Below are 19,862 nucleotides of genomic sequence, written 5' to 3'. Positions count from 1 at the left end.
ATCGCCCCTGTCAGAGAGTGAATGCTGCTCCGCCCATGGCGGGGCCCATGATAAGAATCTGACGCCATGAAAATATTTTCGCTTCTTCTGATGTCTGGCATTTTGCTGATGAGCGCAGTGGCGCAGGCCGGTCCTGCCGCCGACTACGGGCAGGCCAGCCGCAGCCAGCAGGCGCAGCTTCTTCAGCAGTGGGCGGCCGCGCCCGAGGCGTCACGTCTCCCGCTTCTGCAGGCGCTTAGCGACGAGTCGGTGGTAGCCGATACGCAGGGGCAGCTCTTCCTCGACCGGCAGGGAACCCTGACGCCGCTGGAAGGCAGCGCCGCACCCGCAGGGGCAACCAAAAAAGTTTTTATGAATAACCGGATGCGCGGGCTGGTGGCCAGCACGCTCGCCACGCATCAACTGGTCAGCGACAGCCAGAGCGTGCGTCTTCGCGCCGCCAGCGCGCTGCAAACCCGTGCCGGTGCGGAACAGCTGCCTTTTCTGAGCCAGCGCCTCGCCGCTGAGCAGGATCCGGCGGTACAGGACGCGCTTGCCATTGCGGTGGCGAATCTTCAGCTCTCTGATGGCCGGGCCGAACGGCGACTGGAGGCGGTGAAACTGCTGGGCGACGCCAGCGATCCGCAGGTCCAGGCCAGCCTGACCCGGCTGACGCTGGAGCAGAACGAACCCGATGCCGCGGTGCGCGAAGCCGCCGCCGATAGCCTCCGACAGATAACGCAGCGCCTGAAGTGGGGCGAGTGGCTGGGGCAGGCCTTTAGCGGCCTGTCGCTAGGCTCGATTCTGCTGCTGGCGGCGCTGGGGCTGGCGATCACCTACGGTCTGCTGGGCGTAATTAATATGGCCCACGGCGAGATGCTGATGCTCGGGGCCTACGCCACCTGGCTGGTGCAGGGGCTGTTTCAAAGGCTGGCGCCGGAGTGGCTGGCGTTTTATCCCCTGGTGGCGCTGCCGGTGGCCTTTGCCATCACCGCCCTGGTGGGGATGTTCCTCGAACGCACGATTATTCGCCATCTCTACGGGCGGCCGCTGGAAACCCTGCTGGCGACCTGGGGGATTAGCCTGATGCTGATCCAGCTGGTGCGCGTGCTGTTTGGCACCCAGAACCTGGAAGTGGCTAATCCCGCCTGGCTCTCCGGCGGCTGGGCGGTGCTGCCCAATCTGGTGCTGCCGTGGAACCGCATTGCGGTCATTGTCTTTGTCGCGGGCGTGCTGCTGCTGACCTGGCTGCTGCTGAATAAAACCCGGCTGGGCATGAATGTGCGTGCGGTGACCCAGAACCGGCGGATGGCCGACTGCTGCGGCGTGCCGACCGGACGGGTGGATATGCTGGCCTTCGGGCTGGGATCCGGTATTGCCGGGCTGGGCGGCGTGGCGCTGTCGCAGCTCGGCAACGTCGGGCCGGAACTGGGTCAGGGCTATATCATCGACTCCTTCCTGGTGGTGGTACTGGGCGGCGTCGGTCAACTGGCGGGAACCGTCGTGGCCGCGCTGGGGCTGGGCGTGCTGAATAAAGTGCTTGAGCCGCAAATCGGCGCAGTGCTGGGCAAAATCACCATTCTGGTGCTGATTGTCCTCTTTATTCAGAAGCGACCTCAGGGACTGTTTGCATTTAAAGGGCGGGTGATTGACTGATGAGCCAACCAATAACCTTAAGGCTGGCGCGGCGTGCGCCCCGGCTGACCTGCGTGGCGGCAAGTCTGACTCTGCTTGCGCTGCTGATCCTGCCATTTCTGGCACTGCTCCCGGCCGCGCATCCGCTGGCTATCTCGACGTACACCCTGACGCTGGTGGGCAAAGTGCTCTGCTACGCCATTGTCGCCGTGGCGCTGGATCTGGTCTGGGGCTATGCGGGATTACTGTCACTGGGCCACGGTCTGTTTTTCGCTCTCGGTGGCTACGCCATGGGGATGTATCTGATGCGTCAGGCCGCCGGAGACGGGCTGCCCGCGTTTATGTCGTTCCTGTCGTGGAATGAGCTGCCCTGGTTCTGGGCCGGTACTCAGCATTTCGCCTGGGCGCTGTGCCTGGTCATTCTGGTACCCGGCCTGCTGGCGCTGGCGTTCGGCTACTTTGCTTTCCGCTCGCGCATCAAGGACGTCTACTTCTCCATTATGACCCAGGCGCTGACCTGGGCCGGGATGCTGCTGTTCTTTCGCAATGAGACCGGCTTTGGCGGCAACAACGGCTTTACCGGCTTTACCACGCTGCTGGGGTTTCCTGTCTCGGCCACCGGGACGCGTATCGGCCTGTTTATCGCCACGGTGCTGCTGCTGGCGGCCACGCTTGCCGTCGGCACCCTGCTGGCAAGAAGCAAGTTTGGCCGGGTGCTGACCGCCGTGCGCGATGCGGAAAACCGACTGATGTTCTGCGGCTACGATCCCGCCGGTTTTAAGCTGTTTGTCTGGACCCTCTCCGCCGTGCTGTGCGGGCTGGCCGGTGCGCTCTATGTCCCGCAGGTGGGCATTATTAACCCTGGCGAAATGTCGCCGACCAACTCCATTGAGGCCGCTATCTGGGTGGCGCTGGGCGGGCGCGGCTCGTTGATCGGGCCCGTTCTTGGCGCCGGGATCGTCAACGGGGCCAAAAGCTGGTTTACCGTCGCGTTCCCGGAGTACTGGCTGTTCTTCCTCGGCCTGATGTTTATCCTCGTCACGCTGTTCCTGCCGCGCGGCGTGATCGGCCTGCTGAAACGGAGAAAAGATGACTGATTCGCTGTTTACCCAGCCCATGCTGCAGGACCGTTTCCGTGACACCACCGACCCGGTACTGCAGCTGGAAAAGATTAACGTCGCGTTCGACAGCTTTAAGGCTCTGACCGACCTCTCACTCTCTATCGGCGTCGGGGAGCTGCTCTGCGTGATTGGCCCCAACGGCGCGGGGAAAACCACCCTGATGGATGTAATCACCGGCAAAACAAAGCCCGACAGCGGCAACGCGTTCTATGACCAGGATATCGATCTGATGAGCCTCTCTCCGGTGGAGATCGCCCGGGCGGGGATCGGGCGCAAGTTCCAGAAGCCGACGGTCTTTGAAGCTCTGACGGTGATGGAAAATCTGGAAATCGCCCAGAAGAACGATAAGTCCGTCTGGACCAGCCTGCGGGCCAGACTCAGCGGCGAACAACGGGACCGGATTGACGAGGTGCTGGAGCTGTTGCGGCTCGGCGAGCGTGCCCACCGCCGGGCGGGGATGCTCTCCCACGGGCAAAAGCAGTTTCTGGAAATCGGCATGCTGCTGGTGCAGGAGCCGCACCTGCTACTGCTCGACGAACCGGCGGCCGGGCTGACGGATGCGGAAACTGAGTATATCGCCGGGGTGTTTCGCACCCTGGCGGGTAAGCACTCCCTGATGGTGGTGGAGCACGATATGGGCTTTGTGGAAACCATTGCCGATCGCGTGACGGTGCTCCACCAGGGGCAGGTTCTGGCGGAAGGCTCGCTGCGCGATGTGCAGGCCAACGAGCAGGTGATCGACGTTTATCTGGGGCGATGACATGTTAGAAGTGAAGGATTTAAATCAGTATTACGGTGGCAGCCATATTCTGCGCGGCCTCTCTTTTGACGCCCGCCCGGGGGAGATAACCTGCCTGCTCGGGCGTAACGGGGTGGGGAAAACCACCCTGTTGAAATGCCTGATGGGGCTGATCCCGGCCAAATCCGGCAGCATCCACTGGCAGGGGAAACCGATGAACCACAGCAAGCCGCACCAGCGGGTGCAGGCCGGTATTTCGTATGTTCCGCAGGGGCGGGAGATCTTCCCGCGCCTGACGGTGGAGGAGAATCTGCTGATGGGCCTGTCCCGCTTCCCGGGTCGTCAGGCGAAACAGGTCCCGGAGGATATCTATGATCTCTTCCCGGTGCTGCGCGAGATGAAACAGCGTCGCGGAGGCGATCTCTCCGGCGGGCAACAGCAGCAGCTCGCCATTGGCCGGGCGCTGGCCTGCCGCCCCCAGCTGCTGATCCTCGATGAACCCACCGAGGGCATTCAGCCTTCGGTGATCAAAGAGATCGGCGTGGTGATTCGCGGCCTGGCCGCACGCGGTGATATGGCTATTCTGCTGGTGGAGCAGTTTTATGATTTTGCCGCCGAGCTCGCCGACAGCTATCTGGTGATGTCCCGTGGCACCATTATTCAGCGCGGCCGGGGGGATGAAATGGAGGCGCAGGGCGTCAGGCAGCGGGTGGCTATCTGAGAATATATATTGAATGGGTGAATGCAATTCTCTCCGCAATTCCCTGCGTGTATTATAAATAGCTTAAATAATATCAAAAACCTGAATTCGTGTTTGTCTATGCCGTGAAGTCGCTATTGCTAAGGTGATTTCACGGCTTTTTGCTATCTGAGCCTATGGATCTCCTTTTTATTTCTGGTCTTCCAGTGTTAAATTTTTAGTGTTACCAAATTGTTTTTATTTTGTTTGTTTTTCCCAGTTCTTAACGTTTATTAATGAGAATATTCCTAATTAAGTTGTTTCTCAGATGCATTTAGTTTTTTGTTTTTATAGGTTTTTTTGTCTTTCGATTTCACGCATTCGTCTCACTATTGGCTTTTATGTTGCCAGATAGCTTCCGGCAATCAAACCCTTACCTATTGATCGGTGATTTGTTTTTGACGTTGCTCTGAATATTTGTGGAAATTGTCAGGCCGTGAAAGGTCGCTTTTTATTGCTGCAGATTAAGTAACGGTTAACGTAATTGATTTTTTTCTGACAGGGAGTTTTATTAAATGAACACAATGAGTTTGATTGAAGGAGCCTCTATTTCGGCTTACGTTAAGATGGCGCAGGCGGTGGAAGCCGTTCGTCGTTTTAAAATGGATGAGCGCGGCGTCACGGCCGTAGAGTATGCCATCGTCCTGGCCGGCGTGGCCGGGGTTGTGGCGATTATCTTTGGCAGAAATGGTACTGTTTCAGGTATGTTGACGGGTATATTCAACACTATTCAAACGAATGTCACCGCGAATTTACCTACCACTAACACGCCAGCGCCGTAATAATCGTTCTTTTAAGAGAGAGTAACGAGCGGTTGCTCTCTCTGAATTATGTTTACCGGAGTAGATTTTTGCTTAACAGGGAATCGTTAATAGAAAATGAAAAAAAACGTGTTGGGCATTTATATCGTGATGATCGTGATCGGCATTGTCGGGCTTTTTTTCTATATCAATCAAAGCCGGGTGCCTGCGTCATCCTCGGCACCTCAGCAGGCGGTGCCCCAGGAGACGATTGCGGTGGCGGTTGCCCGTCGCGACCTTAAGGTGGGAGACGTGCTGCAGGCGGATGACTTCCAGCTGAAAAATAGATCCGTGGCGCAGGGCAGCGCCGACCTGACGTTTAACCTTGCCGCGGTGAACCCGCTGGGTTACGCCCTGAAAAGTGCCGTTCAGGCAGAGAGCCTTATCCCGCCGTCGGCGCTGGTCCAGCCCGGAAGCGATGACTATCTGGCGATGTTTATTAAACCCGAAAGCGTTATTTACCCTTTTACCCTCGATGATAACGACAGCTATTTACTGCAAAACCTGGTGGCCGGACAGGGGGTGGATATCTATCTCTCCTACGGTCTGGATGCGGAGTCGAACGACGTGGTTTCGCCCGCTCGCTCAATTCGCGACAGCCGTATGAAAGCGCTAATGCTCAATAAGCGTGTACTCGCGGTCAAACCGGCGACACCGGTAAAAAAGAACGGGGTTGAGATTGTCGAGAGAGGCAGTCAGGTGGTGGTGGAATTACAGCATTATGAAGTGAAGATGCTTAAAGAGTTACAGGACAAAAACGCCCGGGTTTTCCTGTTTCCGGCGGTAGCAAAAACGCGGGCCAGTGATGCCATAAAAAATTCAATCCTCCCTGAAAAAGAAGCGGCCTGGCCGGTAAAAGAGGATGAAATTTTTACCACAGTGAATGAGGTGGATGAGCTGCGCGGTTAATGAACCTCCGCCAGCGGATCGCTGTGTTTATCGTTGTGAAAAAATGGACTGAATACTTATTACAGGATGAAGCAGGTATATATGACACAGGTTTCTTACATTCAACGGATCGCGGGAATATTACTTCTGCTGCTGTTGCCATCCTGCTTTCCGGCAATGGCCAGCCAGATGTCACTGAAGCCCGGCCAGTCGAAGACGCTGCAGGTGAAAGAAGCGATTGATAAGGTCTTTATTTCGGATCCTGCCGTGGCTGACTATAAGGTGCTTAATAATAAAAGCATCGTGCTCTATGCCAGAAAAAACGGGATCTCTGAGCTGACGGTTTACGGCAGTCATGCCCGGGTGCTGCTCTCCGTCAGTATCAGCGTTGACCCGTTGCTGGGGGATATTCAGCAGCGCGTGGCGAGTATTTATCCCGGCAGTCAGGTGCAGATAAAGCGTTTCATTAACGACGATAAAGCCACCTATATCCTGACCGGCACCGTCGCTGATGAAGAGACGCGAGATGGGGTTTATCAGCTGGTAGGGAGTCTGGTCGGCACCGACGGCCAGAAATTCGAGAGGACAATTGAAGACAGCGAAAACAGTATTAAGAGCATACGTCTCTCCTCCGTCAAAGAGTATGACAACATCATTAACCGCTTACAGCTTCCCGCCTCCAACCAGGTGAATGTCAAGCTGACGGTGGTTGAGGTCAGCAAAGAGTTTACCGATAACCTCGGCATTGACTGGAGCAGCCTGACCCTCGACAGCATTATCAACAGCGGCAGTACGGTGAACGGCGCCGGGGTCTTTAACCTGCTCGGGTTCCGCCGTGGTTTTGATGCGGCCAATATCAGCACGGTGATCAATGCGATCAAGAATGACTCGGTGGCCCGCGTGCTGGCCCAACCGAACCTGACCGTCCTGTCCGGGGAATCGGCCAGCTTCCTCGTCGGGGGCGAGATCCCGATTATGATCCGCGAGCAGGATGCCGTGACCGTGCAGTACAAAGAGTACGGTATTCGCCTGAATATTGCGGCAAAGGTGGAAAAACGCGACAAAATTCGCCTCTTTGTCTCCAACGAGCTCAGCAGTACCAACGGCTCCTACGCCTATAACGACTACCAGATCCCGACGATGCGCACCCGTCGTTCCAGTTCGACCATTGAGGTGGCGGACGGCGACAGCTTTGTGATTGGCGGCTTACTCAGCGAAGAAGATAAAGAGGCGCTGACCAAAGTGCCGTTTGTCGGTGATATCCCCATTCTGGGCGCGCTGGCGCGTCATACCAGTACCGAAAGAGCCAAAAGCGAGCTGGTGGTGTTTGCCACCGTTAACCTGGTCAAGCCGGCTCCGGCATCGTCAGCAAAACGGATCCCGCTCCCCGTTTATCAGCGTAGCTCCTCAGAGAGCCTGTTTTTCGGCGTCGGTGTTGATAAGGCCACGCGGGAAGAGCGCCTGACGCGTGACGCCAGTAGTTTTATGGACCAGGGAGGGTTTGCCAAATGACGCCCTGCCGCCTGTTGATGCCATGCCGGAGTAAACCTGTATGAAGCTGTTTTCTGAAACCAAATCCGCGCCGACGGACGGCGAAAATAAACCGGCACCGCGACAGAGAAAATATGACGCCACCCAGCCGTCGGTGGCGATTATCTCCCCGCGCAGCGAGCTGCGGGCGGAAATTGCCAGTCATCTCTTAATGCACAACATTGAGAACCTGATTGAGGTCGATGATGATTTTCTGACGCTGCAAAACGATGACGGTATTCAAAATGCCGCCGTGGTGATTATCGACATCGCCAGCGCCTGGGATATCGAACAGATTAATGACAAAGTCATTATGTTAATTCCCACCCAGGCCCGCGTGTTTATCGTCGGAGACAGCGACTCCATTGCCTTTGCCGAGTCGTTAATCAGCGCCACCCGTCGGCCTTACCTGCACGCGGGGTCCCAGCTGGCCCAGCTGGCGCAGGCGATTCAGTCTAAGGAGACGGGACGGGTTTCCCGCAGCGCGATTGTGATGAGCATTCTCGGCTGTAAAGGGGGGGTCGGCACCTCAACCATTGCCTGGCAGCTGTTTCAGGCGATGGGCAAGCAGGCCACAATCCCGATGCTTCTGGTTCAGGGAGCCAGCGGAAGCCGGGATCTGGACTTGTTGATGGAGCAGGCCCTGCCCACGGATGGCTCTTCCTTACCGGTGGGGACGCGCCAGGCGGTCTATATGGAAACCATCGACGGCATGCTCAATTACCGCGATACGCGCTTTAACCAGTTCAACCTGGTGTTTATCGACCATGCCATCCATAACCTCTCCCACGAGCAGCTGGAGCAGGTGATCGCCCATTCGCACACCCAGATTCTGGTGGTCACGCGGGAGCTCTCCTCGGTGCGGGTGGCGAAGAGAATGCTGGATGAAAATCGTCGCCGCAGCCGTGGGGGAAGCGCACCCGAGGCGCGGATCCTGATCTGCCTGAATGAAAGCCATCCCGCGAGCGGCCACGCGCTGAAAAACAGCGATATTGAAGAGTATCTGGAGTGCGACATCGCGGTGGTCAATCCCTGGGACGGGAAACACAGCGGGGCAACGCCCGGCTCGGCGCTCTATCACTTCGCCACCTGGCTACTGGGGAAATCGACGACCCAACAGGCACCGCAGAATAAGCTGCTGTCCCTGTTTCGCCGTCGCGCATCGTAACGCCTCTGGCCACGTTTGTATTCACTATGGATGAGTTAAAAGGTCGCGAAAAGTATGGCTAACCCGCAGTTTTTGCTCCTGCTGCGCGAGCAAGTTTTAAAAAATGTAGACCTTGAGCGTATTGATGTTCTGAAAACCGACCGTGAGGCGCTGGTCCGTGAAATCAACGATGTTCTCCAGCCGCTGGTCACCGAGAGCGGTCAGTATCTGGCGGCCCGCGACAGTCATGAACTCTGCGAGCTGATTGCGGATGAGATCTCCGGATACGGCCCGCTGCGGGAGCTGATGGAGGATGAGACGATTTCCGACATTCTGGTTAACGGGCCGGAGCGCATTTTTGTCGAGCGCTTCGGACGGCTCGAATTGTCCGACAAGACCTTTGTCAGCGATGTTCAGCTCACCGATATTGCGCGTCGGCTGGTGGCCAGGGTGGGGCGGCGTATCGATGATTCGCAGCCCCTGGTGGATGCCCGTATGCCCGACGGGAGCCGCCTGAACGTGGTGATTTCACCGGTCTCTCTGGACGGTGCTGCCATCTCGATTCGTAAATTCGGCAAGGGCAAGAAGACGCTGGCGGACCTGATCGAATTTGGCAGCATGAACGAGATGATGGGCAATTTCCTCGTTATCGCCAGCCGCTGTCGGGTCAATATTATCGTTTCCGGCGGCACCGGGTCGGGGAAAACCACCTTACTGAACGCCATGTCGCAGTATATCGGCGAGGACGAACGGGTGTTAACCCTGGAAGATGCGGCCGAACTGCGGCTCCAGCAGCCGCACGTGGTACGGCTGGAAACCCGCATGGCCGGTTCTGAAAACCAGGGACAGGTCACCATGCGTAACCTGGTGGTTAACGCCCTGCGTATGCGTCCTGACCGCATTATTGTCGGCGAGTGCCGCGGTGAGGAGGCATTTGAAATGCTGCAGGCAATGAACACCGGCCACGATGGCTCCATGTCCACGCTGCATGCAAACTCACCCCGCGATGCGGTCGCGCGACTGGAAAGCATGGTGATGATGTCCAGCGCGGCGCTGCCTCTGACGGCGATTCGCCGCAATATTGCCTCGGCGGTAAACCTGATCGTCCAGGTTTCCCGCCTGCCGGACGGCTCGCGCAAGGTGATGAACATTACGGAGGTGATGGGAATGGAGGGGGACAACATCGTGCTGCAGGACATTTTCACCTATGCCGCCCAGGCCGAGCGTAATGAGAACGGAAAAATCGTCGGCAGTTTCACCTCGCAGGGGCTGTTACAGCGTTCGGTGATCTATCGCCAGGCGCTGGTACATGAACTGCTTGAGCCGTTAAAACAACTTTTTGGAAGCCGGGAACCATGATCGTCATATTTGCGCTGCTTATTGGCCTGGGCTGTCTGCAGGTGCTGTTCTGGATCGGCCAGCAAAGGCGGACGGTACAGCTGCACCGGAGCGAATCTTCGTCAGCGCGCCACGGACTGCAGCAGTTTATTGCGCGTCACGCGGTGGGGCGACGGATCAATACGTTTTTGACGGATGTCCGCTCCCATCTGGTTGGCCGTCATCGCCGCGTTCAGCTGATACACCTGGCGGTGGTGCTGGTGGTGCAGGTTGGGACTGCGTATCTCAACCAGATGTATATCCAGCTCGAACTCTATATCGTGCTGCCGATCGTGTTTCCGCTGACGCTGTATGCGCTCTATCTGCGCAGTAAAAAGGCGATGCGTCAGCAGTTTGAAACCGCTTTCGCTGAGGCGCTGAATGTGATTAACAGTTCGCTGCGTGCGGGAAACTCGGTGATTCAGGGGATTGAGCAATGTGGTCAAAAATTGACGGGCATTGTGGGCGAGGAGTTCCGTCAGATCGCCCAGCGCCTGGAGATTGGTGAGGACCCGGAAAATGTCTTTATTGACTCATGGGGACGTCTGCCATATCGGGAGTATTACTTCTTTATTATCACCGTACTGATCAATATGAAGGGCGGTGGGCAGGTCAGGGAAGTCATGGCGCGGCTGAGCGTGATGGTCTCAAATAGCCGGATCATGGAGCGTAAAAAATATGCCATGACCTCCGAGGCGCGGATGTCGGTAAAAATACTGGCTTTTATTCCGGTGGCTTTTTTTGCGCTGATGAATATTCAGTCGCCCGATAGCGTCGATGTTCTGTTGCATCATCCGGTGGGGCAAATCCTCTTTTATTACTCGGCGGGAAGTATTCTGTTCGGCCTGCTGGTGGTCTGGATGATGATGAATAAAATATAGGTAAGCTATGCTTTATATTGTATTGCTACTTTTGATGATTGCCGTGCCCGGGCTTGGCTATCAGCTTTATCAGCGCCAGCGCCGCGATAAGCAGCGTAAATTGCTGGAGATGAACTATGCGAAGCAGATAAATTCCGCCCCGCTGAAGGTGGATGCGCCTATGGAACGCATGCTGAAGAAAAACAGCCAGCTGGTCAGGGTGTCCGATTTACTTGACCAGAATATTATTTATAAGGCGGGGATCGCCACGGGGCTGAGCCTGGTGCTGTTCTGGATTGATGCCCAGGGTATTTATGCCATGGGGTCGAATATGCTGATGGCGGCAATCTTCGTGATTGTTGCGGCGGTGATCCTGCTGCCCGACAGAATTAAAAACATGGCGGTCAAACGCCGAATGAAAAGTATCTGTAACGATCTGCCTTTTATTATCGATATGGTGGCGGTTTGCGTGCAGTCGGGTATGACGGTGGAAGCTGCACTGCGTTATATCTCGGATAATACGCGAGACATTAATCCGGATATTGCCTCGATGCTTGACCGTACCATGCTTAAAAATGAAGTGAGCGGTATTGTGGCGGCGCTGGAGCAGCTGTATGAAGAAGTGCCAGCTAATGAAGTTCGTATGTTCTGCTCAACCCTGCAACAAAGTATTAAATATGGTTCATCTGTTTACCAGGTACTGGTCGATCTCTCTAAAGAGATCCGTGATATCCAGTTGCTGGCCGTCGAGGAGAAGGTGGCCAGCCTGTCAGCACGAATGACGGTACCGATGATCGCTTTTATCATGTTTCCACTGCTGCTCATTGTTGCGGGGCCAGGAATAATAGGGATGATGTCCACATGGGGAAATTAATATATCTGGTCGGGCTGCTTTCAATATGCCTTATTTCCGGCTGTCAGCGCTCCGCGTTTGATGAACAAAGCGTGGATCATCGGCAAAAAGAGTATCTGCTGTCGAAGGTCAATAATTATCAGGGATTGATCTCACTGTATCGCGAAAAACTCAGCCAGAACGAGCATCGGGATACCCGTTATCGCTTAGCCGAGCTGTACTATCAGGTTGAGGATTATGAATCTTCACGTCACTACCTGAAGCCATTGCTGGATAACGCCCAGGAGGAGAAAGGATGGCTGCTGGAGAGTAAAAACCTGCTGGAAATGGGCAAGGCGGAGGAGGCGCTGGCGGCGCTTGAGCGGGTGCAGCGTCTGGCGCCGGAGAGCGGAGAAGCGTGGAATTTACGCGGTGTGCTGCTGGCACAATCGGGGGACTTTCCGCAGGCAGAGCAGGCCTTTGGCGAGGCGCGACTGCGCTTTGTCGATGACAAAATCGTGCTGAACAACCTGGCGATGCTGGCGATTATGCAGGAAAACTATATGGCCGCCAGAGACTATCTGATGCCGCTCTATGCGCGGGGAAATATCAGCCAGAAGATGCTGCACAATCTGGTCTTTGTGCTGGTGAAGCTGAAGGATTTTCAGGGGGCGGAAGAGATCCTGCGCCAGGAAAAGATGGTGGACGAGCGCGACGGGCTGCTGGAGTCTCTCGCACGGATTAAGCCGCGCTCGCCGCAGCAGCTTCGCACCCGGGCGACAGGGGAAGCGAAGCCCGCACCTCTTAGTCTTGCGAAGGCGGCAGCACTATCTCGCGCAGATAAAGCAGTGCTGACCGAAAAACCGGTAGAGATAGCCCAGGCCAGCGTAACGCCTCCGGTGCTGGCACCCACGCCGTCGCCGATCGCCGAGCAGGCCTCGCTGTCGGTGACGGGGAATTTACGTGAGATTAGCGTGATGCGCGCCGGGCAGCATACCGCCTATTTCCGTATTGCGCTGGAATCCTCCCATGCCATCAACTATCGGGAGGTTGCCGTCCCGGAGACAAACCGACGTGTATTCGAGCTTTATAATGTCAGAGTCGGCTCCAGGATCCTGTCCACGGCTCAGCATATCGCGGGGACCAGCAGTGACATTAAGAACGTCAGTTTCTCTCAAAAAGATGAGAGCACCATGATGATGACGGTGGATTTCCGTCGTGATGTAAACCGGGCGAAGGTTTTTCGCCTTGCAAAAAGCAAACAAGCCCAGGAGCGTTTAATATTTGATATTTTTTATGGTTGATTTGTAGTCCTTTATTTATGAGGTGTTGTTATTTCCGCTAAAAATGGTGGCGTGGTTTGTCTCGCCTTGAATTTATAATTAATGTTTCAGGAGTTATGTAATGGCCGATTTATCTGCAGTTCTCAATGATATTCTTAAGCTTGATGGCGCAATGTGTGCCGCCGTTGTTGATAGTACCAATGGAATGATACTGGCATCTGCCGGCGTGGGCGTTGATATCGAAATTGCGGCGGCAGGAAACTCGGATGTGGTGCGTGCCAAGTTGAAAACAATGCAGTTACTGGATCTTAATGACAAGATTGTCGATATCCTGATTACCCTTGGCAAGCAGTACCACATTATCCGGCCGGTGAGTAATGCTGAAGGCGTATTTATTTATCTGGTGCTTGATTCCGCGAAGGCGAATCTGGCGCTGGCGCGCCGTAAAGTCTCGGATGTTGAGAGTTTGATCGAGCGCATTTAATGTGTGAAAAGGAATGGAGTCTGGCTTCATTCCTTTTAAACACCATTTGAAAGTGACATCAGGGAAATATGTCATGCAAGACTATAAAATACTTGTGGTGGGAAGCAGTGGTTCAGGTAAAACCACGGCGATATCGACGATCAGTGAAATAGACGTGGTCAATACGGATGTATTTAATAGCGACTATGAAAATCTGAATAAAGAGATGACAACCGTGGGGCTGGACTACGGTGAAGTGACCTTTCCGGTATTGCAGGGTGGGAAGCTCAGGCTCTATGGTGCGCCAGGTCAGCAGCGCTTTTCTTTTGTCTGGCAGGCGCTCGCCTCCGGCGTCGCAGGGATTGTTCTGCTGGCGGATAACAGTCAGGAGGATCCGCTGGGAGAGCTGCAATATTATCTTCAATGTTTTAAAACGCTACTCTCAGAGACCAAAAAAACCGTGCTGCTGGGCGTTGTGAAAACCGATATAAGCCCTGTTCCCGACAAAGCCGCCTGGCAGCAATTATTAGAAACGTTTGGTGTTAACGCTCCGGTAGTTATTCTGGATGCTCGTGAATATGAAAGCGTTCAAACCATGCTTTTAACTTTGTCAGAACAGCTGCTAAAAGATAATCATGGTCGCATGGGTAAATAAAATAATCGGTATTATGAATCGTAATGGCGTAAAAAAGGAGAGTTCTATGTCATTAACCACGCTTCCTTTTCCTGTTGATAAGGCGGCCGCACCTGCTGTCGAGGTCCAGCCCCGGACGCACAGGAAAATATCCACCGAACTGGTGGGGAAAATCCAGACGGTACTCGAACAAACGGTGAAATCCCACCCGGAATTTGAAAATATCCTGATTGCCACCGCGGACGGCTTTGATATTGCCGCGATGATTAAAGACAACGATAAAGAGAGTATTCGAAGGCTGGCGGCGATATCCAGCTCCATGCTCTCTTTATCCATTGAGATCCTTGCTGAAATGTCCGCCGGTGAGCAGAAAATACTGACCCTCGAAGGCGAGCAGGGGAATATTTTCATCACTCAGGTTTCCGCCGACACCTTTGCCTTAAGCCTGACGGTGATTACCCGTGACAATGAGTCGCTGGGCAAATTCTTCTGGTTAATTCGCCAGCTCAAGCAGGAGATAGAAACCCTCTGCGCCGGGGCGGTGCAGGCGGAATCAGCAAGTGAGGGATCGAATGACTAGCGAATATTATCTCGAACTGGCCGTCAGGCTGTGCTGCGCGGACCTTAACAGCGAATTTATCTCTCTGCAGCCGGTGTTAGGCACGCGTGATGAACTCCTGGATCAGCGACTGACCTGGTATTGCGAACAGCTTGAGCGCATTGATACCGGGCTGAAACAGGGGAACAAAGGGTCATCAACGCTGTTTGCACTGGCAGTCGAGTTGACCTGCGCCGACATTGAAAGTGGCGCGATTGCGGTCGCCCCGGTGCTCTACGATCGCGATGAAAAGATCGGTGAGCGACTCCTGGCGCACCTCGCGCGTCTTTGTGGGCGCGTGGCTGATGATGACGTGGCGGTGCCCGAAGTTTTAGCGCCGATACCTGAAGTATTCGTCCCGGTGCAGGATAATCCTCCGGCAGAGGCGGTAAACCCTGTGGTGCCGGTAAGAAAAGGGAAGAAGAAAAAGAAACGGCGCTAATGTTTACCGTCGCGGTACGTTATCGATAGACGTCCGCGTACTTTTTCGAATTGACATCTTGATCATTTTATCAGGTATAGCATATGGAACTCTCCGGCGTTATTTATCTGGCAATTAGCCTGTTGTTAATCTATTCCTGCTATACCGATGTAAAAAACAGAATAATTAGCAACAGGGTTTCCCTCAGCGTCATGGCCTTATCTCTGGTGCTGATGCTCATTCACAGAGAATGGACGGTTTTAATCATTGCCGTAATAGTGTTGGTGGTCGGCTTTTTTATTTCTATTATCGGCATTATCGGTGCCGGAGATGTGAAATTAGCCTGTGCGCTGCTGCCCGGCTTAACCTGGAGCGAAGGGGTTGATTTCCTGCTGTTGACGGGGTTTGTCGGGATACCCGTATCACTTTTCACGCTGCTGTATTTGAAGGTGAAAGGCGGAGATAAAAAAACATCGGTTCCCTATGGTCTGGCCATTGCCGGTGGCTACGGGCTGCAGTTTCTCCTGCGCTAACGACGGATCGTTATTATGTTCAGAACGCTATTACATTTTTATCGTGCGGATCGCGGCGCCACGGCGGTCGAATTTTCACTGGTCTTTATTCCTTTTTTTGCCTCGCTGCTCTTTATTGCCGAGATGTGTCGGGTGGTTTATATCTCCTCGGCCATCGATTTAATCCTTGCGGAGTCGGCGCAGATGGCGTCATTAACCACGACGGCAGAAAATTATGAGCCCTATTTTAACGCCGAGCTAAACCGCCGAATGAAAACCTGGCCGCTGCTCTCAAGGAATTTAGAGACGGTGATGACCATTCGTTACTGCAGCGGCATTGAGCAGGCGATCGCTGAACAGTGTTCTGCCTCGAACAGAGAGGGCAGCCCGCTGGCGCTTTATCATGTGCAGACCGCCTACCAGCCGATGTTCTTTATTTTCCCGACGCCGCTGCTAAACGGGGAACTGAGCCGGACGGTGTTGCTGATCCAGGAATTTCAGGAGGATGCCAATGCGAGCTGAACGCGGCCTTTCACTCTGGCGAAGACTGAAAGAGGAGGAGTCCGGCGGCGTGGCCGTCGAGGCGGGCTTCTATTTTGTGATTTTTTTCCTGCTTTGCGCCCTGCTGACCGATATGAGCGCGGTTTTTCTCGATAAGGGCCGCCTGGAGCGGGTGAATCTCTCTTTAGCGACGATTACGCAGCAGCGGGCCCGTTTCTATCGCGGGGAGGAAACGCTCTCCGCCAGCGAGGTCCGGCAGCTGTATGACCTTGCCGGTGTCCTGTTTAAAGAGAGCCGCCTGGCGGGCCGTGCTTATGCGGTCTACACCGACGCCGTCTATTTTTCCCCCGGCGACCAGCGGGCCTCTGAAAAAACGCTTTCATACCAGGCCGGAGAGAGTGGCTGCGACGTCCGCAAGTACACGATGACCAGTAAAGAGGTGACCGACCTGGCCGTGTGGAACCCGGATGACGCCCGCTGGTTACCGATTTATCAGGTCACGATCTGCGTTGTTGGTACTCAGAGTCTGTTCAAGCGGCTGGGCGGTGCTCTCGGCATGGCCGTTGGCGATCTGTCCGTCAGTAACGCCGTTCTGCCCCGTTAATCGCGATCATTTTCAGGATGAAAAAATCATGGCGTTAAAAACGAAAAACAAACTGCGGCGGGCGCTGCTGGGCGAGTCCGCAGCCGTCACCCTGATGTTTGCCGCGGTCTTCCCTTCTCTGGTGCTGTTCTATTCGCTGGCCTTTGACGGGGCCAGCGTCAACAACAAGCGCGCCAGATTAATGGATGGCGTCAATCAGGGCGTGCTGGGCGTTGCCCTGACCGACAACCGCAATCTCACCTCGGCCAATAAGACCTATAACAAAACGCTTCTCGGCGCATGGACGCGCTATTACCTGCCGGGCGTTACGGTCCCCGAGGAGGAGCTGTCGATAGCGGTTTCGGTGAAAAAAGACGACAAAGGCAAGGTTGTCGTCGTGGACTATACCGCCTCGGCGCAGGCCGAGGTCAGGATGATGCTCAGCGGGTCCAGGGATGTCGGAATGGGGCCCACGGTGGCGATGACGGCGGACAGCGGCGCCGGGATCGTCAGGAAGAATATCCGCCAGATTGCTACCCCCACCGATTTTATTTTTGTGACGGATTTTTCCGGTTCTATGAAGGATGGAAGAATCGCTATGGTTAAGACGATCGTGGATGCGTTCGTCCAGTTGGCGCTGGTACAAAATACCATCGGGAATACGATGGCGATTGTTCCCTATTCCATCGGGACGCCGGAGGTGCTTGGACGGGATAATCTTGCGGGTGGTAAAGAAATCGGCTGTTCTTTTGTTGGCAAGCTAAAGGATGACTATCGTATCGATCTGGATTTTTGGTTTAATAAAAATGTTTCATCTAACAGTAGCGATATAAAAAGAGTTGCCTATGACGTTGATCGTCTGCTGGCAACAAAATACTATGAAAGTATTGTGATGAAAAGTATATCATCGAAATCGTGGTCTGATCTTATTTCTAAGAGCTGGTGTCAGGATAACGGAAGAGACAGATCATCAGATGGTCGTTATAGATATAGCTGCGAATCTGAGCCTGGGGTAAGCATTTTTGAACGAAATGATGGCTCTGTGGTTACGTATAAGAAAGAGTTTTCTGATAACTATAAAAAAGCATATTCGCTGAGGGCTAGTGCTAATTCTCAGTACAATGTCATCAACGTCGACACTCTGGATGTTAAAGCCACCCTGGCCGATGGTTTCTTATTTAGTGATGCGGCCATCACTACCTACAGGCATCTCTATTCGGCAGAGAAACCATTCTCGGTGATGTGTAACGGAGCCCTGCCAGATTATGATTATAAAAATTATAAATCCATTAGTAAGCCCAATTATTACCCTATTTCCTTAACGACCGATCCCGCAGCATTTACGGTTTTTCAGTCGATGACTCCTCTGGGGGGCACTGATTCTGCTAATGGCTTACTGCGTGCTGTACCGGTGGCAGCTAAAGGTATAAACCCTCGAAAGGTGATTATTCTGCTTACTGATGGTGAAGACTCAGTGGCTCTCGACGGCAGAGGACCTTCAGCATTGAGTAATTTACTGATACGGGATAATAATCTCTGCGGCGTGATCAAACAGGGTCTGCTGAAATACCCTAAAGGCACGCCTACAACGGCGGTGGACATGTATTATTTCTCAATCGTTGATGACCCCGGCAGGATGAAGTTCTGGGCCAATAACTGCGTAGGTAGCGGCCACGCTATTGTCGCCGAAGACTATCAGTCGTTAATGGATGCCTTAACCGCGATTGCCAATAAAGGGCAGGTGCAGTTTATCAATAAAAATGAAGTGGATAATTAATCCTGTTTCATTTTACTTCGTGCCAGGAATCAATATGCGCTTAATTGTACTTGATGATGCCAACTATTTTCGCCGCGTGGCGGTTGAACGCCTGTTTACTGAGTTTCTTCCCCGTGATAATCACATCGTGGTAAGCAGTATTCATGAGGCAAAAGAATTAATGCGGATGTACTGCCGCCGCTATCGCGAGGTGATTGTTATCGGGACGCCGCCTTGCTATACGATTAAACATCTTACCCATTTTTTTTTGAATATGAATCCGGGGGTGCAGCTTCGTTTTTTTCTCTTCTCGGATATGATCGGCCTGCAGCAATTAAAACAGCATTTGGTGGTCAGTGCCCGCGTGGTTTTTCTGGCCCCGAATATCGCGAAGGCCAGCCTGCTTCGTTTTTTATATCAGCAGAATAATCGCCCGCGGGATAAATGCCTGATCGTTAAGTTTAATGGCAACGATGAGTCGGTGATCAAACTGTGGCGGCGGAAGCTGGCCCGAAACCTGGCGTACTGCAATATGACGACCCGGGACTACAACCACTCCCGCAGTTTAAAAAATCGGCTTGATGTCCATAATGAGTACGGCCTGTGCCTGCTATGGCATTTCGTCTGCTGCGCGGTCAGCGATTATCAGTGGGAGATCCCTTACGGGAGTCGGCTACCCGAGTGCCTGAACCCTCGCGCCGGACATTATCATCCGTTAGTACAAAGAGCGCCGGGGCTGCGGTTCCACTCCCCAAGGGAGGACAGGCAGAATGCTGGATTTTCCGCAGCTGATTTCTGAATGCACCGAGGGGGTTGCGCCCGTTTTTCTGGAGCGTATCGTCAGCGTGGAGTCCTCGTTTAACCCCTGGGCTATCGGGGTGGTGGGAGGCTATCTGGCCCGCCAGCCTGTCACCCAAGGCGAGGCGGTCGCCACGGCCCGCTCTCTGCATGAGGCGGGCTGGAATTTCTCTCTGGGGCTGGGGCAGGTTAATCGTTATAACCTGAGCAAATATGGTCTCGACTATGAGAGCGTGTTTAAACCCTGCGACAACCTGCGGGTGACGGCCCGCATCTTCGCTGAGTGCCTGCAGCGTGCAAGAGGGACGCTGCCTGAAGAGCAGGCGCAGAAGGCGGCTTTTTCCTGCTATTACAGCGGCAACTTTACCCGTGGGCTGCAGCCCGAAGGCGTTGAGCAGCGCAGCTATGTCGATCGCATTATGGCGGTCAACACGACACAGCCCGCCGCCGACGCGGCGGTCGCCATCCCGGTGATTGCCACCTCGCGTAACCGCACTCCCGCCGCGCCGTCTACGTCGCAGAGTGCCGGGGCCAGACTGTCCCGTCCAGAGCCGCAGACCGGGGTCAAAGAGCTGCGCGGCGACTGAGTCGCTATCAATAAAAATCATCGTTCTGTCATGAACAAGATCGTTTCGTGATAAAACTCACCGTTTTTAAACAACCATG

22 protein-coding genes are annotated in these 19,862 nt (G+C 54.4%); all 22 read left to right on the top strand.

What is annotated here, in order from left to right:
* The first annotated feature begins 66 nt into the window (after positions 1-66).
* Complete coding sequence (gene urtB, locus EDF81_RS12125) at positions 67-1,635, top strand: urea ABC transporter permease subunit UrtB (RefSeq protein WP_123348378.1); 1,569 nt, start codon at positions 67-69, stop codon at positions 1,633-1,635.
* Positions 1,635-2,711, top strand: coding sequence for an urea ABC transporter permease subunit UrtC (gene urtC, locus EDF81_RS12120; RefSeq protein ID WP_123348377.1), 1,077 nt, complete (start codon positions 1,635-1,637; stop codon positions 2,709-2,711). Before urtB ends, urtC begins: the two co-directional genes overlap by 1 nt.
* Positions 2,704-3,495: an urea ABC transporter ATP-binding protein UrtD gene (gene urtD / locus EDF81_RS12115; protein ID WP_123348376.1), complete on the top strand. Its 792-nt coding sequence runs from the start codon at positions 2,704-2,706 to the stop codon at positions 3,493-3,495. Before urtC ends, urtD begins: the two co-directional genes overlap by 8 nt.
* A gap of 1 nt (position 3,496) precedes the next feature.
* On the top strand, positions 3,497-4,195 hold the full coding sequence (urtE, locus tag EDF81_RS12110) for an urea ABC transporter ATP-binding subunit UrtE (protein ID WP_123348375.1): 699 nt from the start codon (positions 3,497-3,499) through the stop codon (positions 4,193-4,195).
* A gap of 533 nt (positions 4,196-4,728) precedes the next feature.
* Positions 4,729-4,995 carry a Flp family type IVb pilin gene (locus tag EDF81_RS12105; RefSeq protein WP_123348374.1) on the top strand — a complete coding sequence of 89 codons (267 nt, stop codon included), beginning with the start codon at positions 4,729-4,731 and terminating at the stop codon, positions 4,993-4,995.
* A 96-nt stretch (positions 4,996-5,091) separates the two neighbouring features.
* Positions 5,092-5,922 carry an SAF domain-containing protein gene (locus EDF81_RS12100; RefSeq protein ID WP_123348373.1) on the top strand — a complete coding sequence of 277 codons (831 nt, stop codon included), beginning with the start codon at positions 5,092-5,094 and terminating at the stop codon, positions 5,920-5,922.
* 81 nt (positions 5,923-6,003) lie between these two features.
* A complete protein-coding gene (locus tag EDF81_RS12095) occupies positions 6,004-7,413 on the top strand; it encodes a type II and III secretion system protein family protein (protein ID WP_123348372.1) in 1,410 nt (469 codons plus the stop codon).
* A gap of 40 nt (positions 7,414-7,453) precedes the next feature.
* Positions 7,454-8,599 (top strand): hypothetical protein, encoded by a 1,146-nt coding sequence (locus tag EDF81_RS12090; protein WP_123348371.1) that lies wholly within the window; start codon positions 7,454-7,456, stop codon positions 8,597-8,599.
* Positions 8,600-8,653: 54 nt separating this feature from the next.
* Positions 8,654-9,937 carry a CpaF family protein gene (locus tag EDF81_RS12085; protein ID WP_123348370.1) on the top strand — a complete coding sequence of 428 codons (1,284 nt, stop codon included), beginning with the start codon at positions 8,654-8,656 and terminating at the stop codon, positions 9,935-9,937.
* The gene (locus EDF81_RS12080) at positions 9,934-10,836 is read left to right on the top strand and encodes a type II secretion system F family protein (protein ID WP_123348369.1); all 903 of its coding nucleotides are present in this window, start codon (positions 9,934-9,936) and stop codon (positions 10,834-10,836) included. Before EDF81_RS12085 ends, EDF81_RS12080 begins: the two co-directional genes overlap by 4 nt.
* Before the next feature lie 7 nt (positions 10,837-10,843).
* The gene (locus EDF81_RS12075) at positions 10,844-11,689 is read left to right on the top strand and encodes a type II secretion system F family protein (protein WP_123348368.1); all 846 of its coding nucleotides are present in this window, start codon (positions 10,844-10,846) and stop codon (positions 11,687-11,689) included.
* Positions 11,677-12,951, top strand: a complete 1,275-nt coding sequence (locus EDF81_RS12070; RefSeq protein ID WP_123348367.1) for a lipopolysaccharide assembly protein LapB — start codon at positions 11,677-11,679, stop codon at positions 12,949-12,951. The genes EDF81_RS12075 and EDF81_RS12070 overlap by 13 nt, the downstream gene beginning before the upstream one ends.
* Positions 12,952-13,051: 100 nt before the next feature.
* Positions 13,052-13,414 (top strand): hypothetical protein, encoded by a 363-nt coding sequence (locus EDF81_RS12065; RefSeq protein WP_123348366.1) that lies wholly within the window; start codon positions 13,052-13,054, stop codon positions 13,412-13,414.
* Positions 13,415-13,487: 73 nt separating this feature from the next.
* A complete protein-coding gene (locus EDF81_RS12060; protein ID WP_123348365.1) occupies positions 13,488-14,048 on the top strand; it encodes an ATP/GTP-binding protein in 561 nt (186 codons plus the stop codon).
* 46 nt (positions 14,049-14,094) lie between these two features.
* The gene (locus tag EDF81_RS12055; protein WP_184999510.1) at positions 14,095-14,607 is read left to right on the top strand and encodes a roadblock/LC7 domain-containing protein; all 513 of its coding nucleotides are present in this window, start codon (positions 14,095-14,097) and stop codon (positions 14,605-14,607) included.
* Complete coding sequence (locus EDF81_RS12050) at positions 14,600-15,067, top strand: hypothetical protein (protein ID WP_123348363.1); 468 nt, start codon at positions 14,600-14,602, stop codon at positions 15,065-15,067. Before EDF81_RS12055 ends, EDF81_RS12050 begins: the two co-directional genes overlap by 8 nt.
* A gap of 83 nt (positions 15,068-15,150) precedes the next feature.
* A complete protein-coding gene (locus tag EDF81_RS12045; RefSeq protein ID WP_123348362.1) occupies positions 15,151-15,579 on the top strand; it encodes a prepilin peptidase in 429 nt (142 codons plus the stop codon).
* A 15-nt stretch (positions 15,580-15,594) separates the two neighbouring features.
* Entirely contained in the window at positions 15,595-16,080 is a 486-nt protein-coding gene (locus tag EDF81_RS12040; RefSeq protein ID WP_123348361.1) for a TadE/TadG family type IV pilus assembly protein, read from the top strand.
* Positions 16,070-16,663: a tight adherence pilus pseudopilin TadF gene (gene tadF / locus EDF81_RS12035; RefSeq protein WP_184999511.1), complete on the top strand. Its 594-nt coding sequence runs from the start codon at positions 16,070-16,072 to the stop codon at positions 16,661-16,663. Before EDF81_RS12040 ends, tadF begins: the two co-directional genes overlap by 11 nt.
* 28 nt (positions 16,664-16,691) lie before the next feature.
* Complete coding sequence (locus tag EDF81_RS12030) at positions 16,692-18,419, top strand: VWA domain-containing protein (RefSeq protein WP_123348359.1); 1,728 nt, start codon at positions 16,692-16,694, stop codon at positions 18,417-18,419.
* Positions 18,403-19,197 (top strand): hypothetical protein, encoded by a 795-nt coding sequence (locus EDF81_RS12025; RefSeq protein WP_148049928.1) that lies wholly within the window; start codon positions 18,403-18,405, stop codon positions 19,195-19,197. Before EDF81_RS12030 ends, EDF81_RS12025 begins: the two co-directional genes overlap by 17 nt.
* The gene (locus tag EDF81_RS12020; RefSeq protein ID WP_123348357.1) at positions 19,169-19,783 is read left to right on the top strand and encodes a lytic transglycosylase domain-containing protein; all 615 of its coding nucleotides are present in this window, start codon (positions 19,169-19,171) and stop codon (positions 19,781-19,783) included. Before EDF81_RS12025 ends, EDF81_RS12020 begins: the two co-directional genes overlap by 29 nt.
* Positions 19,784-19,862: the final 79 nt, after the last annotated feature.

The sequence above is a fragment of the Enterobacter sp. BIGb0383 genome (genome assembly GCF_003751845.1).
Classification (GTDB): Bacteria; Pseudomonadota; Gammaproteobacteria; order Enterobacterales; family Enterobacteriaceae; genus BIGb0383.
The sequence above is the reverse complement of the archived record's forward strand: the minus strand, read 5'-3'. Positions and strand labels throughout refer to the sequence as shown.